Origin of the sequence: Paenibacillus sp. FSL F4-0125 (assembly GCF_038008565.1) — a bacterium.
Lineage (GTDB): Bacteria > Bacillota > Bacilli > Paenibacillales > Paenibacillaceae > Paenibacillus_AQ.
In genome coordinates this window covers 6263860-6279496 of sequence record NZ_JBBOZJ010000001.1, presented here as the reverse complement: position 1 = coordinate 6279496, position 15637 = coordinate 6263860, and the positions used below count along the sequence as shown (strand labels likewise).

13 protein-coding genes are annotated in these 15637 nt (G+C 44.0%); 10 read left to right on the top strand and 3 right to left on the bottom strand.

Annotated elements, in window-relative coordinates:
- Positions 1-3: 3 nt before the first annotated feature.
- The 6 genes from NST74_RS28000 (at position 4) to NST74_RS27975 (ending at position 8282) form a co-directional block, all read left to right on the top strand.
- Complete coding sequence (locus tag NST74_RS28000; RefSeq protein WP_341115524.1) at positions 4-1404, top strand: DNA-binding protein; 1401 nt, start codon at positions 4-6, stop codon at positions 1402-1404.
- Positions 1358-1480, top strand: coding sequence for a hypothetical protein (locus tag NST74_RS27995; protein WP_340005513.1), 123 nt, complete (start codon positions 1358-1360; stop codon positions 1478-1480). The genes NST74_RS28000 and NST74_RS27995 overlap by 47 nt, the downstream gene beginning before the upstream one ends.
- Before the next feature lie 200 nt (positions 1481-1680).
- Positions 1681-2202: a MarR family winged helix-turn-helix transcriptional regulator gene (locus NST74_RS27990; RefSeq protein WP_052414766.1), complete on the top strand. Its 522-nt coding sequence runs from the start codon at positions 1681-1683 to the stop codon at positions 2200-2202.
- Positions 2195-3955, top strand: coding sequence for an ABC transporter ATP-binding protein (locus NST74_RS27985; protein WP_341115523.1), 1761 nt, complete (start codon positions 2195-2197; stop codon positions 3953-3955). The genes NST74_RS27990 and NST74_RS27985 overlap by 8 nt, the downstream gene beginning before the upstream one ends.
- Entirely contained in the window at positions 3952-5841 is a 1890-nt protein-coding gene (locus tag NST74_RS27980) for an ABC transporter ATP-binding protein (protein ID WP_341115522.1), read from the top strand. The genes NST74_RS27985 and NST74_RS27980 overlap by 4 nt, the downstream gene beginning before the upstream one ends.
- A gap of 212 nt (positions 5842-6053) precedes the next feature.
- A complete protein-coding gene (locus NST74_RS27975) occupies positions 6054-8282 on the top strand; it encodes an MMPL family transporter (protein ID WP_341115521.1) in 2229 nt (742 codons plus the stop codon).
- A gap of 117 nt (positions 8283-8399) precedes the next feature.
- Here the strand turns inward: NST74_RS27975 and NST74_RS27970 are convergent, their stop codons facing one another.
- Positions 8400-8717, bottom strand: a complete 318-nt coding sequence (locus tag NST74_RS27970) for an antibiotic biosynthesis monooxygenase (RefSeq protein WP_042131428.1) — start codon at positions 8715-8717, stop codon at positions 8400-8402.
- 528 nt (positions 8718-9245) lie between these two features.
- On the opposite strand from NST74_RS27970, the gene NST74_RS27965 reads away from it, so the two are divergent.
- Positions 9246-9452 (top strand): hypothetical protein, encoded by a 207-nt coding sequence (locus NST74_RS27965; protein ID WP_341115520.1) that lies wholly within the window; start codon positions 9246-9248, stop codon positions 9450-9452.
- Here NST74_RS27965 and NST74_RS27960 read toward each other — a convergent pair.
- On the bottom strand, positions 9439-10158 hold the full coding sequence (locus NST74_RS27960) for a 3-ketoacyl-ACP reductase (RefSeq protein WP_042131427.1): 720 nt from the start codon (positions 10156-10158) through the stop codon (positions 9439-9441). The two genes, NST74_RS27965 and NST74_RS27960, sit on opposite strands and share 14 nt — an antisense overlap.
- Before the next feature lie 193 nt (positions 10159-10351).
- Positions 10352-11899 (bottom strand): FAD-dependent oxidoreductase, encoded by a 1548-nt coding sequence (locus NST74_RS27955; RefSeq protein WP_341115519.1) that lies wholly within the window; start codon positions 11897-11899, stop codon positions 10352-10354.
- 157 nt (positions 11900-12056) lie between these two features.
- Between NST74_RS27955 and NST74_RS27950 the strand changes: the two genes are divergently transcribed.
- From NST74_RS27950 to NST74_RS27940, 3 genes are read left to right on the top strand one after another with little or no spacing between them, the layout of a single operon-like run.
- Positions 12057-13415, top strand: a complete 1359-nt coding sequence (locus NST74_RS27950; protein WP_341115518.1) for a spore germination protein — start codon at positions 12057-12059, stop codon at positions 13413-13415.
- On the top strand, positions 13415-14515 hold the full coding sequence (locus NST74_RS27945; protein WP_341115517.1) for a GerAB/ArcD/ProY family transporter: 1101 nt from the start codon (positions 13415-13417) through the stop codon (positions 14513-14515). The genes NST74_RS27950 and NST74_RS27945 overlap by 1 nt, the downstream gene beginning before the upstream one ends.
- Positions 14512-15609, top strand: coding sequence for a Ger(x)C family spore germination protein (locus NST74_RS27940; RefSeq protein WP_341115516.1), 1098 nt, complete (start codon positions 14512-14514; stop codon positions 15607-15609). Before NST74_RS27945 ends, NST74_RS27940 begins: the two co-directional genes overlap by 4 nt.
- Positions 15610-15637: the final 28 nt, after the last annotated feature.

Genomic DNA, 15637 nt, shown 5'->3' with positions numbered 1-15637 from the left:
CGAGTGGAGGGAAAGTTAACAACTATACGCTCAGAAATTGAGAAAAATCTGTCCCGCTCCGGCCATAATCTCGCCTCTTTCTCAAAAATTTGTGGCCTGAATCGAGGAAGTCTCAGTGCAATTCTGCATGGGAATCCGCCGAAGCCTATGTCCTTGGGACAAATAGATGCAATCATTAAAGCCTTTGGTTTTCCTGATGGCTGGTTGTATCCGTTGTATGTTGATGAATGCTTCAATGAGGAGAAGGTCTCCCGCCGCAGGGTGGAGCCTTTTTTAATACGCTGCGCTGAATTGGGCAAGCAGCAATGCATAGATGAAACATTAAATAGGTTATTGGAATATCCGAAATCGCTGGATATCGTTTATTCAGTGGCTGATAAATTGTTTAATAAAGGAAAAGTGAATGAATCCATATTTTTCTATAAAGTTGTAGCAGAGAATGAGTCCGACAGTTACTCAGAGAGATTGGCGATCAGTCATTATCGTATTTTTAGAGCAATCTTATCCATCGTCGATTCAGATGAGAAGCTGCATGCAGTTATTACATTTGAACCTTTCAGGAATCGTCTCCCAGAAAATATGCAGTTGGATGGTCTACTTACTCTAACGCAGTTGAGTTTCGATCTACGGCGATGGATTAAAATGGAGTCGTTCGCCGATGAACTGAGAACGTTGGCCAATGCTGTTTACCGTGATCAATTACGAAAAAATGAGAATAGACGGAAGGAAGCTCTTCATACAGAACGTCCGCTTGTTGTTTATTATGGCCACGGGTATCTACTCAAAGCAATTTCGCTTACCAAGCAGGGTAAGTATGAGGAAGCTAAGAAATATACTGCGGGCTATGCGGACCTTAGCTGGTTTGAAATGCTTGACGAAGAAGGTCGTCAGGCTGTAGAGCAATTTCGATTATTTGCAATCGGTAATGGATTCACGATAGAGATGCTGATGGGCAATGTAGATGTCTTAACTAGCTATACTGATTTTTTGGCAGATCACCCCGGTGAAATCTTGGCAGGGCTTATTACTATTATGGATGCGGCTAATCGATATAGGTTCTCTGCTGATCATATACTTACACGATTCTCACGAGAAATGTTGAGATTTGAGGGGTTTCAGGAGCCGAATAACGTTGACCGTGTATTCCGTTTATACTATCAAGTAGCAATCTATCAAATAAATAGGAAACGTTATAGTACAGGCGTGGATTATCTCGTTAAATCTTTGGAATTATCCATTAAGCAGAATAATGGGAAAGACTTTATTAATTGTATAACTTTATTTGAGACGAGCAGAGATTATGCTAATACAGCTCAACAGGAGAAATATAGAGAATTAGTAAAGGGGGTGAGAAAAAATGAAAAAATCACTATTGATGATGGCAAGCGTGTTAGCATTGTTTAGCTTCATCATTATTGGACCTGTAGGCTCTGGAAGCAATGGGGGCATTACAACTTACGAGCATGGAGCTTGGTTCTAAGAGTGAAGAACTCTATTCATCATTATAATACAGAGTAATACATATACGAAATTGGACTCCCTTGCCCTTGAGCTTGGGAGTTTTCTTTTTCGTAATAATTGATAGCGTATTCAAAATTTGACAAAGCGTTGCACCAAAAATATAATTAGGTAGCCTAAATAATATAGTATTTAATAATTAGTTGACCTAACTAAATAGAGGTGAAGGAAATTGGGATAAACGGAGGAAATACAGAAGATACTGAAAATTCAGTCGCACACAAGCTTTTTGCGGCGATGAAAAGGCTGCATAAAGGCCAATGGCACAAGGGTGTTGAAGGCCATAAGCCGAGTGAGATGACTTTAATGATATGCATTGAAAAATGGAATCATTCTGATGATGAGGGTCTAAAGATATCTGAGATCAGCCGACTTCTCGGATTCACACCTCCAACTATTACGCAGTTGATTAATAGTCTTGAGGCGAAACAAATGGTGGAAAGACACGCAGATCCTTCGGACCGGAGAGTCGTACGCGTGAAATTGACGGAGAGCGGAAAAAAACTCACACGAAGAGCAGAGCAATATAGAGATGCAATGCTTGATGAGCTCGTACAGTACTTAGGTGAAAAAGAGACTAAGCAGCTCACAGAACTGTTGCTGAAAGTACATGCATTCGTTGAGGATAATCCGCCACCTAATTGGGATAGGCTACAAATGAACGGAGATGAGAAGCTTGATTAAATTATTTAAACAACTGAAGCCATTTCGAGTAGCTATTGGTGCTGTATTAATTCTAGTGTTCTTGCAGTCCATGGGCGACTTATACCTCCCTACGCTGATGTCCGACATCGTGGACAAAGGGATTGTTCAAGGGGACCGTACTTATATTTGGAAAATAGGTAGCTTCATGCTTCTAGTTGCAGGGGGCGGGGCGTTATGTTCAGTCATTGCCAGTTACTTATCGGCAAAAGTGGCAGCGGGGTTCGGTAAACTTACCCGTGCTCGTGTGTTTAACCATGTAGAGAATTTTACGCTGCATGAGTTCGATAAGCTCGGTACTGCATCCTTAATTACACGTACAACGAATGATATTACGCAGGTGCAGACTGTACTTACCATGATGCTGCGTATGATGATTGGTGCACCGATGATGATGATTGGTGGTATCATCATGGCGGTTTCTGAAGATGCGAAATTATCCTTGATCTTCGTAGTAGTAATTCCGGTACTGGTAGGCGCAATTTTCTTCATCGGGATGAAGGGATTACCGTTGTTTAAAGCGATACAGGTTAAGCTGGATAAATTAAATCTGGTGCTGCGTGAACATTTGACAGGTATCCGTGTTATCCGTTCATTTAACCGAATTGATCATGAGAATAAGCGCTTCTCCGAGGCTAACCGTGATCTGACAGACACAGCGATCAAAGTAAATAAAATTATGGCCGGTTTAATGCCGCTTATGATGATTATTATGAACTTTTCCATGATCGCAATTCTTTACTTTGGTGGAATCCGGATTGGCGACGGCGATTTACAAGTCGGCTCACTGATGGCATTTATTCAATATGCGATGCAAATTATGTTCTCCCTGATTATGGTATCGATGATGTTCGTGTTGATTCCTCGTGCTTCAGCTTCTGCCTTGCGTATCAATGAAGTGCTCGATATGCGGCCGGAGTTCACAGATCCTTCAGAGAGTGAACTGCAAACAACAGCTCAAGCTACTAAAAAAGATGGCCGTGATCATATGCGTGGTTTTGTTGAATTTGATAATGTTTCCTTTTCTTATCCTGGCGCGGAACAACCTGCACTTTCGAAAATTAGCTTCAGTGCTCGTCCGGGTGAAGTTACTGCCATTATCGGCGGTACAGGTTCGGGTAAATCTACGCTGCTTAGCTTGATTCCAAGGTTCTATGATGTTAATGAAGGCGCGGTACGTGTGAACGGAGTAGATGTACGTGAAATGACACAAGAAGAGCTACGGAGCAAAATTGGTTACATCCCTCAAAAAGCGGTATTGTTCTCAGGTACAATTAAAGAAAACATTCGCTACGGTAAAGAGGATGCTACCGATGAAGAAATTATTCATGCAGCTAAGGTAGCTCAGGCCTACGATTTTGTGTCAGCCATGAAAGATGGGTTTGATTCTGAAATTGCTCAAGGCGGAAGTAATGTCTCCGGTGGTCAGAAACAACGGTTGTCCATTGCACGTGCTCTTGTGAGAAAACCTCAAGTTTATCTGTTTGACGACAGCTTCTCTGCCCTTGATTTCAAAACAGATGCTAAGCTTCGCGCGGCACTCAAAGATGAAACCACGGAATCCACTGTTCTAATCGTAGCTCAACGGGTTAGTACCGTTATGGATGCCGACCGGATTATTGTTATTGATGAGGGTGAAATCGCCGGAATGGGCACTCACCGTGAACTGCTCGCGAGCAGTGATGTGTACCGCGAGATCGTATCCTCGCAGCTGTCAGAGGAGGAAATAGCATGAGCGAACAAAACAATAAACCTGTAGCTCCGCGCGCCCACAAAGGTCCAGGACCTGGTGGCGGTCCTGGCATGCGGATGCCTGCAGAAAAGGCTAAAGACTTTAAGGGTACACTTCGTCGTCTGATTAAGTATTTAAGACCTCGTATGGTTCAATTAATCATCGTTTTGGTTATGGCTATTGCCAGTACTGTATTCAGTATTTTCAGCCCTAAAGTTATGGGTAAAGCAACAACTAAACTGTTCGAAGGTGCTTACGGCAAATTAATGGGTGTCGAGGGAGCCTCCATTGATTTTGGATACATTAATGATATCCTGATCATACTTGCCGGTCTGTATTTGCTTAGTGCTCTGTTCAGCTATATTCAGCAGTATGTAATGGCTGGTGTAGCTCAGAAGGTCGTTTTCGACATGCGTGAGCAGATTAACAGTAAGCTGGAACGGTTGCCTTTGAAATATTTTGATTCCCGTACCCATGGGGAAATTCTAAGCCGTGCTACGAATGATGTGGATAACATCAGTACTACACTGCAACAGAGCTTAACTCAACTGATTACTTCTATTGTCACCATTATCGGTGTCATTATAATGATGCTTACCATCAGCCCATGGCTGACGTTGATTACAATTGTTACATTGCCACTTAGCTTCGTTGTGATTATGGCTATTTCCAAACGTTCGCAGACTTATTTTGTCGGACAGCAGAAATCGCTTGGTCAGTTGAACGGTCATGTAGAAGAAATGTATACAGGTCACCGGATTATCAAAGCATTTGGTCGTGAGCCGCAATCCCTTAAGGATTTCGATGAAATTAATGATAAGCTTTACGATTCAGGCTGGCGTGCCCAATTCATGTCCGGTATGATTATGCCGCTCATGATGTTTATTGGTAACTTGGGTTATGTAATGATTTGTGTAGTCGGCGGTATCTTTGTTACTAAAAAAATGATCGATGTCGGGGATATTCAAGCTTTTATTCAGTATTCCCGTCAGTTCACCCAGCCGATTGCACAAACGGCTAATATTGCTAATATTATTCAATCCACTATCGCTTCTGCAGAACGTGTATTTGAACTTCTGGATGAAGAAGAGGAAGTTAAGGAAGTTAATACTACACTTGCGAAGCTTGATGAAGGTACTCCGGAAGGTTCCGTTGAGTTCCGTCATGTGAAATTTGGATATAAGGAAGATGCGATTCTGATTGAGGACATGAATATTGAGGTTAGTCCAGGTCAGACTATAGCGATTGTCGGTCCTACTGGTGCTGGTAAAACCACTCTGATTAACCTGTTGATGCGTTTCTACGAGCTCAACGATGGGGAAATTATCATTGATGGTGTGAACATTACCGATATGAAACGGAGTGATCTGCGCAGCAAATTTGGCATGGTGCTTCAGGATACCTGGCTGTTCAATGGTACGATCCGTGATAATATTGCTTACGGTCGTGAAGGTGCCTCAGAAGCTGATGTGGTTCGTGCGGCCAAGGCTGCTCATGCCGATCACTTTATTCGCACACTTCCGCTTGGCTACAATACGGTGTTAAATGAAGAAGCTTCTAATATTTCACAAGGGCAGAAGCAACTGATTACAATTGCTCGTGCGATTCTGGCCGATCCATCGATCCTTATCCTTGATGAAGCAACAAGCAGTGTCGACACACGGACAGAATTATTAATTCAAAAAGCAATGAAGGCATTGATGCAAAACAGAACCAGCTTCGTAATTGCTCACCGTCTTTCGACGATTCGAGATGCCGACCTGATCCTTGTTATGAATCAAGGTAGTGTAATTGAGAAGGGTAACCACGAGGAACTGCTTGCACAAGGCGGATTCTATGCTGATCTTTACAACAGTCAGTTCTCCGAAGGTGATTTGGACGCAGGCTAAATTGAAGTGAAGAAAAAATTATAGCAAACTATAAACCTCTCCTTTCACATTTTGCTGATTATTTATGTGAAGGAGGGGTATTTTATATGTGGTGGGATCTCTTAAGACAGCATTCATAATAAAAAAAGGTTTGATTAAAAATTTAAGGATAGGTATGATAGAATCAAAAATGACCCGCGGCTCATTTTTGAGGCTGCACGATAAAAGAGAGGATGAAGGGAATGTCAGGCTACGGTAAATGGGTGGCAGGAAAAAAGACGAAATGGATTACTCTTCTCGTATGGATAGTGCTAGTAGGTGCACTTACCCTATTATGGCCTGCAGTGAATTCTCAAGTGGCTAATAATGCGCCCAATCTCCCAGATGATGCACAATCAGTACAGGCAACAGCAATTGCAGAACAAGAATTTCCAAGTGGAAGCGGAGTACCTGCATTGCTCGTATGGCATAGAGAAGGTGGGCTTTCGCAAGACGATTTAGTACATATCACTGCTGTATACAACAAGCTGGAGCAGCAACCGTTACCCCATCAGAACTTTGTTCCCCCTCTAGGGAAGCTGCCTCCGCAGGCACTGCAAGCCTCATTATCTGAGGATCTTAGTACACTAGTAACCCCGGTGCTTTTTGATAAAACGGCAGATAGTGATCAGCTCGGTGAAGCTGTGACAGAAATGAAGAAGATCATAAGCACTGAAACGGGTGGAGATCCGTCCGCTGCTAAGGTGGATGGAACCGATCTGAGTTTACGTGTTACGGGTCCTGTGGGCATCTCTATAGATGCTTCAGGCTTATTCAAAAATGCTGACGTTTCCTTGTTAATTGCTACGGTTATGCTTGTATTAGTGTTCTTATTGGTGATCTATCGTTCGCCTATATTGGCACTTATCCCGCTTGTTGCTGTTGGATTCGCTTATGGTGTAACGAGCCCGATTCTTGGAAAAATGGCGCAAGAAGGCTGGATCACCGTAGATTCGCAGGCAGTTTCCATCATGACGGTTCTGTTGTTCGGTGCGGGTACGGATTATTGTTTATTCCTGATCTCGCGATTCCGTCAGCTTCTGAAGATAGAGCAAAGTAAAAGTCGTGCCCTGCTTCGTTCCATTACCGATGCTTCAGGGGCTATCGCTATGAGTGGCTTCACCGTTGTGCTTGCGCTGTTCGCACTATTACTGGCCAAGTACGGAGCTTACCATCGTTTTGCAATCCCATTTAGCGTGTCGATTTTCATTATGGGGATTGCCAGCTTAACGCTTGTACCTGCACTGTTGGCAATCTTCGGGCGGACCTCGTTCTTCCCATTCATTCCGCGTACTCCGCAAATGGAGGTTGAACGGGCCAAGGCTAAAGGCAAACCTGCTCCAGAACAAAAAGTCTCCCGCAAAAAAGGGATTGGCGGATTTGTAGTTTCCCGGCCTTGGGCTATCGTAGGCGTGACCGTTATCGGACTAGGGATTCTGGCTTCGTTCTCTAGTGGAATCAAATTCACGTATGATATCCTTTCTTCTTTTCCTAAAAATATGGAGTCCCGCGAAGGGTTTGATCTCATCGGTAAGCAGTTTTCCCCGGGAGAACTAGCTCCTGCTAAGCTGATTATTGATACTAAGGGGCAAGCGAGTGGAGAGGATCTCAAAGTCATTCTCGGAGGGCTCACCTATGTGGACATGGTTTCCGACCCTCAGCCAGGTGCTGTGAACAAGGATATTCTGGGTTTTGATCTCGAATTTAAGAACAATCCTTATTCACTTGAAGCGATGGGGCATATTCCGGCCCTTCTAGCAACGGCAGAGCAAGCGCTGATTGATGTAGGGGTTGAGAACCCTGCGGATCATGTGTGGGTAAGCGGTCAGACAGCAACTCAATATGATACCAAAAAAATCGGAGATCGTGATACGGATCTGATTATCCCTGTGGTCATCGGGCTGATCACCTTGCTGTTATTGATATATCTGCGTTCGATAGTGGCAACCATTTATCTGGTTGGAACGGTCATTCTCTCTTTCTTCTCTGCACTTGGCTTAGGCTGGATTATTATTCACTATGCGATGGGGGCAGATGCCATTCAGGGAGCGATCCCGCTCTATTCCTTTGTATTCCTGGTGGCACTTGGAGAAGATTACAACATCTTTATGATCTCGAATATTTGGAAAAAGCGTAAAACCATGCCGCTTAAGCAGGCGATCGCAGAAGGTGTAAATGAGACTAGCTCGGTAATTACCTCGGCGGGTCTCATTCTGGCAGGTACTTTTGCTGTATTAGCTAGCTTACCGATTCAGGTGCTTGTGCAATTTGGTATCATTACCGCTCTAGGTATTCTGCTTGATACCTTCGTAGTTCGTCCGTTCCTTGTGCCTGCGATTACGACGCTGTTTGGTCGGTGGGCATTCTGGCCGGGGAAACATCAAGAGGTGGAGGAAGCTCTGCCTCGTGGTAGTGAGCAATAAGCAACACACTGTAAAAACAAACAGGGATGCCTCAAAGCCATATTGGCTCAGGGCATCCCTGTTTGTATTGTCGTGGCAGTCGAACTTATATTCATTGTACGATTCGGCCTACATCACTTAATTGCTGGTGCCGGGTGTTCGGCTGATCATCAGCTTATATTTGTCGATCGAAGCACCAAGAATGGCTTCGTTGCCACCAGCACCACGGTGTGATTGACGGAAGGAGTCGCTTGAGGTCCAGCCTTTAAATGCTTCCTCGTTCTCCCACATGGTGCAGATCTTTAGCTCCTCAACACCTTCTTTGGCACTTCCTTGCCAAACCTCCATGCGTACGAAACCTGGCATATCTTGTACTCCGTTATTTCCTCCGAACCGTTGAGCAATGGCTTCACCATGACCTTCTTTAACCTTAATGGTATTTGTTACTACCAGCATATTAGATAAACCTCCGTTCAGTAGTGTGATATCCATATATAAACATTAAATTGAATATTTAATTGCACTTTATACACTTAAAAAGTTCTGGTTCGTTAGAAATGAAGCGATAAGTGTATTCTATGCAACTAAATAAGATAAATCTGGGGAATGGTCGAGAATTATTTGCTTTTAGTTGCACAGAGTGCAATTAAAGTGTAACGGTTCCTCTAATTACGCTGAATAGATGTACATAGTGCAACTATTGTTATTCGAACGCCAAGTAGTGTCCAGAGCCGAAGCGCCCAGCGTAACTATAAGCACACGACATTATTATTAGAACCAACGAATAAATAAGTACCTCTAAAATCCGGTTGCCCAATCTGGCGCTAAAGTAACCATCTCTTGCCCCAGAAATTGATTTTGATTGCAGAATGTGCAACAGAACAGCCTGAAAACAGTCTGCATTAGGCATTCTATCGCATTCTGTACAATAGAACTGTGGTTAAATCGCCTAAAGGGGGGGATTCTCCAGTTTGAATGTACAAAGTGCAATCAAACCGTATTTCAGCCGCTCCCAGAGGCATTCTATCGCACAAAGTGCAATCAGAGTATGGAGAAGAGCAGACCAAAGGGATTGACTGGCACAGGGACACCCAATCCGGTCTACTGCTCCTCACCCATGAGCATTCTCCTGCAAAAAGCCGCAATCAGAGTCTGGTGCAGAACCAGCCAGTCCTTTTTATTGCGGGTTAGTGGTCCATAGTCCTGCTGTTTTTAGGAAGACACGATCCGGCAGCTTCAAGGCTGTTAACGCCAATTCAGCTACATCCTCAGGCTGCATCATGCGATCTTCGTCACCGATTTTAAGTCCAGCGTTGGAAGCTAGTCCAGTGTTAACAGTACTTGGAGTCAAAGCTACGACGCGGATGTTGTGCTTACGGACCTCTTGCGCGAGGGCTTCGGTCATGCCCATCAGTGCAAACTTGGATGCGCAGTAAGCTGAGCCAGTCGCGAAGCCGCGCTCTCCGGCTGTAGACGAGATGTTGATGATATTCCCGCCATTTTTCTCAATCATAGCTGGCAGTGCAGCGCGAGTTACATAATAGGTGCCGTAAAGATTGACTTGGATATGACTTTCCCAATCGGCAGGGTCCATTTCTACCAAAGTACCGAATTTCGCAATTCCGGCATTATTGATTAATGCGTCAAATGTTCCTAGCTCATTTTGCAGGTAAGCAACCGCTCGTTCAGCTTCTTCGCGTACAGCGATATCCGCAACGGCAATACTAACTTTAACGTCGTATACTTCCGTTAGTGCTGATTTTAACGCTTCGAGATCGCCTGAAGTTCTGGAGATCAGGCCCAAGTTAGCACCTTCCTTAGCTAGTGCCATGGCTAAGGCTTTACCGATTCCTTTGCCTGCACCAGTAATCACAACACTCTTTCCTCTCAAATCCATCTCTAACGTCACGCTCCCTTAAACATTTTTGAAGCTAATGCTTCATTCATGTCCTATTATACCTGAATGCTATAGGGCATTTACAATCGCTCCAAGAAAACAAATTGAAAACTTTCATGTAAAAAGATGCAGTTTTTTCGTGAATGTACAGATTTTCCGTGAACATAGCATTTTTTTCGCGAACGAAGTGAATTTATTCGTAGAGCTTCGTCAGCGGAACCGATGCAGGTCCCTCTAAAACTTCTCCATCGAAGGAGAAGCGGGAACCGTGGCAAGGGCAATCCCAAGAACGGTCACCGTCGTTCCATTCGCATTCACAGCCCATGTGAGTGCAGGTTCTGTCCACCAGATGAAGTTTCCCCTCTGGATCTTTGTAGGCGCCGACTCGTTTGCCGTCGTGGAAGACAACAGCCCCTTCGTCTGCCTTCAAATCGCTTGTCTTTTTATGGACAATTTCAACTTTACCCGCTACTAGCTCCTTGGCCACATTAGCATTTTGGACGATGAAGCTCTTTATGCTGGCGCCAGCTTTGAAGCGGGATGGATCGTATAACTCCGTATATGGATTATCTTTGCGCTGAATCTGATCCGAGATGATTTGAGCGGACAAGGTACCGCTTGTCATACCCCATTTTCCGAATCCGGTCGCGATATAAATCTCTTCATTGTCCGAAATCTTGCCGATGTATGGGACTCTGTCCAGCGTGATTAAATCCTGTGCCGACCAGCGGTAAGGGATCGACTTGATGCCCAGCAAGTGGCCTGCGAACAATTCCAGATTCTCATAATGACCTATCGTGCAGATGCCTTGGCCTGTCTTATGATTCTCGCCTCCGACGATAACTAGATTTCGCCCTTCCCACTCCACAGCGCGCAGAGAACGGGTGGGTTCGCTAGCGCTTAAGTACATTCCGCCCTCATAATCCGTTTCAGGTTGGATCGCCAGACAGTAGGAACGCTCAGCATGTAGTCGCGAGAAATATAACGCACCTCCATCGTAGAAGGGGAAATGAGAAGCCGACACGGCGTAACGGCAGTTGATCCGATAGTCGTTCTTTTCCGTAAAAAGCGTAAGCTTATCGTTCTTCTCCACCTTGTCCGCCATCATTGTATGCTCATAGATCACGCCGCCTTTTTCCACTATAACCTTTAACAAGGCTTTCAAATATTGGAGGGGATGAAAGCGGGCTTGTCCTGGTAATTTAATCGCACCACTGGCTATTAGGGGGATAGAAACGTTATCCAGCCATTCACCAGGCAGACCCAACTGCTCATAGGCTTTATACTCATCCTTCAGTTCTTTAAGCGTTTTATGATCTTCAGCATCTGCGTATAAATAAGCTGCTTCGCGTTTCAGACCGCAAGACACTTCAAGTTCTTCCGCCGTTTGTAAGATCCAGTTCATAGCCTCATGGTTAGATCGATAATAGAGGCGGGCCTTCTCTTCCCCGAAATGCTTGATCAAATGATGATAGATTAATCCGTGCTGAGCGGAGATTTTGGCGCTTGTAAAACCCGTAGTGCCACTGAGGATTTCCCCTGCCTCCAAGAGCGTGACTTTATACCCTGCTTTGCTTAAGAGATAGGCTGTTGTAATTCCTGTAATCCCGCCGCCTACCACTGCGACATCTGTAGAAATATCTTCAGTCAGCTTTGGAAAAGCCGGCAAATCGGTAGTGTCTCTCCATAATGATTCTGGAAATTGCGGGAGACCTTGCGTTATTTTACGGTGTGAATCCATCTTAGTATCCCTCCATCTGTACAATCCTCATTTCATTTATTACCACAGTCCCGTTAAAAGAAACTCTGTATTCATATGTACAGTGCATGAATTCAGAGAAATAGTGCCAAAATAAGGTGGCATCCGGGAAGCGCAGGATAAATAGGAGGGATGATCCATGTCAGTTCAACAGGATAAGCACAATGTTTCTCTGGAATGGATCAAGGGTGAGTTGGACGGATTTGCTGATTTAATTGATAGAACGCTCGTTGCACCTTTTGGGCAGATCAACTTAATTTATATTAAAAGCGTTACAGATTCGCAGACGCTCAGTCGCCATGTGATTACGCCGTTCTATGAGATGGGGGATACTAACGCTTACCTTGATTACATTACGACGTATCCGGGGACGGAAGAGGAGACTACGAAGGAAACAGCGATCGAGCTTTTGCTAAGCGGCTATGTTCTTCTTGGTATAAATGATGTGATTTGTCTTTTCGACGCGATGAGTACAGAGAGCAGCGGTGTTAGTGAAACGTCTGCAGAAAGCATTTCACAGGGACCTTCAGATGCACTAACGGAGGATATTGCGGTTAATCTGAACATGATTCGTCGGCGCTATCAATCCACTAATCTCAAAATGGAAACCATGGCCATCGGTGACGTCTCCAAAACAAAAGTGGCCATCCTGTACGACATCAGTCGTGTTGATCATAATGTATTAGCGGAATTAAGGGAGAAGATGAATACCCTAAAGGTTGATATTTTACAGGCTACGGGAGAACTTGAGAAGTTTATAAGCAGTGATAAATTGAGAATACTCCCTAAGTCTATTATTACTGAAAGACCTGATAGAGTTGTGTTTAATTTGTCTGAAGGAAAGGTAGCGATACTCCTGGATACAACGGGATATGCGATAGTGCTGCCCTCCATATTTAACGATTTCTTTACATCTATGGATGATAAGATCCAATTTCCTATTGTGGGCCGTTTCTTAAAGCTACTCCGAATTATCGGTGTGTGCATGACGTTATGGCTGCCTGCGATCTATGTAACACTTACCTCTTATAACCCAGAGATTATTCGTGTACAGGTTGCACTACTCATTTCGGGTAGTCGTGCGACCGTGCCTTATCCATCTTTTGTGGAAGTGCTCTTAATGCTTATGATGATGGAATTTCTGACCGAGGCGAGTTTACGGCTGCCCAAAGCGATTGGTCCTACGGCCACGACGGTCGGAGGTCTAATCTTAGGTCAGGCAGCTACGGCGGCAGGGCTTGTAGGTAATATTATGATTATATTGGTCTCTGCCGTTGCGATATCCAATTTTCTGATTCCTCTGAATATGATGAGCTTGTCGATACGCGTGCTGAAGTACATTTTTCTTATAGCTGCCGCTGTTCTAGGAATGGTTGGTGTAGTGGTCTGTGTTGTGGGATTCGCGATGTATTTATGCAATCAGCGCAGCTTTGGACAACCTTATTTCAGATTGTTTTTTCTTGATAACCTTGGTAAGAAGAAGGGCGGGGAACATTGATGGCCAAAAGCCGTTATTTCTACTGTCTTTTTCTGATGAACAGCCTGATCAACATCATTAATTTTGTTCCTAGGGAACTAATAGACAGACGCTTTGACGGTGCTTTGTTCTCCATACTAATTGCAACGGTCCTTGGCACTTTGTTTGTCTATATATTTACTGTATTGATTGCTAAATTTCCTGGTAAGGGGTTTCCGGAAATATTTAACCCTCTTCTTCCTAAGCTGCTAGTCAAACCCTTACTTGTCTTTTTTGCGGGTTTATGGTGTGTGGCTGGGGGGGTTACCTTGCTCTCCTTTGTAGATATTACGCTTAGATATGTCAGTCCGAATTCAAGCCCATATACTGTCGTGATCGGCTTTCTGATATTAGTCTGCATCTGCTGTCGCTTTGATTCACTATCACTTTTGTATGGTCTTGAGATCATTCTTGTCGTTACATTACCGTTAATTATCTATGGCATTGTAAAGGCGCTGACCAATCCAGATTTCAATTGGGATTCAGTTCTGCAGATCACTACATACATCTGGCATAAGCCGGATCTGATGAGTCTTTCGGCAGCTACCTTTTCTTTTAGTGGTTATATTAATCTAGCCATCTTTAATCGGGTATTTCATGGGTTAAAGCTAAAGCATGTCTGGATTTTAGGGGTGGAAGGACTTCTCGTACTTCTCGTAACCTTTTTGGTCCCTATCGGTTATTTCGGTACTGTTGCGATTGAGAGACATGTATATACGTGGTTCTCGACGGCAGACAGTATCCGGATAGAATCCTTTATCATTGAACGGATGTTGTTTATTTTTTATTTTGCCTATATGACTTTATCTCTGGTGAGTGTAATTGTTCATTGGCATGTAGGGTTAGGATTATTCAAAGGTGCTATTTCATCTACGAAAAAAAAATCTCAGAAGGCAGAGCAGTGGAAAGAGTGGCTCATCCTGTGCTTGTTTAGCGGAGTGGTCCTCTCCTTAATATGGATGGATCAATATCAGCTCAACTTAATGGGCGCTTGGTTTCTACAAGTCCGCTGGTTTGGTGAGATGTTCTTAATCGCACTGCTGTTTTATTGTTATCGTAAAGTAAGGAGGCAGGGCGTGTGAGAAAAGCACTTAGTGCAATAGGAATTGTGTTACTGCTATTCCTTGCCGGCTGTGACTTCAAAGAAATTGATTTAAGGATATTCGTACTGGCGATCGGTGTTGACCCTGGTAAAGAAGAAGGGACTTTCAAGATCAGCTTGAAACTGGCCATCCCACAGGGAGAAGTTACCAAGATTGATGAGAAGATGCAGATATTAACCGAAGAGTCCCCAAGTATTTCGGAAGCGCTCCGCAGAATGAAGTCAAAAGTGGAGAAGGAGCTTGATTATTCCCATTGTAAATCGATTATTTTGGGTGAAGGGATCGCACGTAAAGATATTCAGCATGTTATGGATTGGGCCGTGCGGCGCAGAGATGTCCAGCTTATTGTAAATTTTGCAGTCGGGCGTCCGGAGGCACTTCAAGTGCTGCAGGTACGACCCGAATCGGAGCGTATCCCATCGAATTCTCTTATTCTGGCGATGAGTGGTCAGGGAACGGAGTCTCCTTTTATTGCTAGTGTGTATTCCTTTCAGCTGATGAGAAATATTTATGAGAAGGGTATTGATCCGATTTTGCCGATTATCGAGGCCAAAGGGAAGAGTGAGTTCTTAATTAATAAAATTGCTCTACTGGATAGCGAGAAAATCAAGATGGTGCTTACACCGAACGAAACCCGGCTATACAATTTGCTGTCGCGCTCCAACTTACGGACCAATTTGCCAGCCCATACTGAGGGGGTCATGTATCAGTATTACACAGAGAGATCATCGTCGGACTACAAGATACTAGATACGGAGAGCGGGAAAGCTACTATTCGATACCATATTAAGATTAAAGGGATCCTCGAAGAGAGTAGCAGTCCGGACTTGGTGACACATAGCAAGTTGAAAAAAATTCAGACAGCTGGCGAGAAAGAATTGGAAGATGATATCTCAGCATTACTAAAAAAAATTCATACGAGCGGTTTGGATCCTTTTGGATGGGGGCTTCACTATGGAGCTAGGCATTTTAAGAATGATACCGAAATGGAAGTGTGGAAGGACCTCTATGCTGGGCTTGATTTTCAGGTCGAGGCTGATGTAAACATCAAATATTCTGGATTGATCAAATAGCTTAGAAAGTAATGAGTGGATAAAAGTG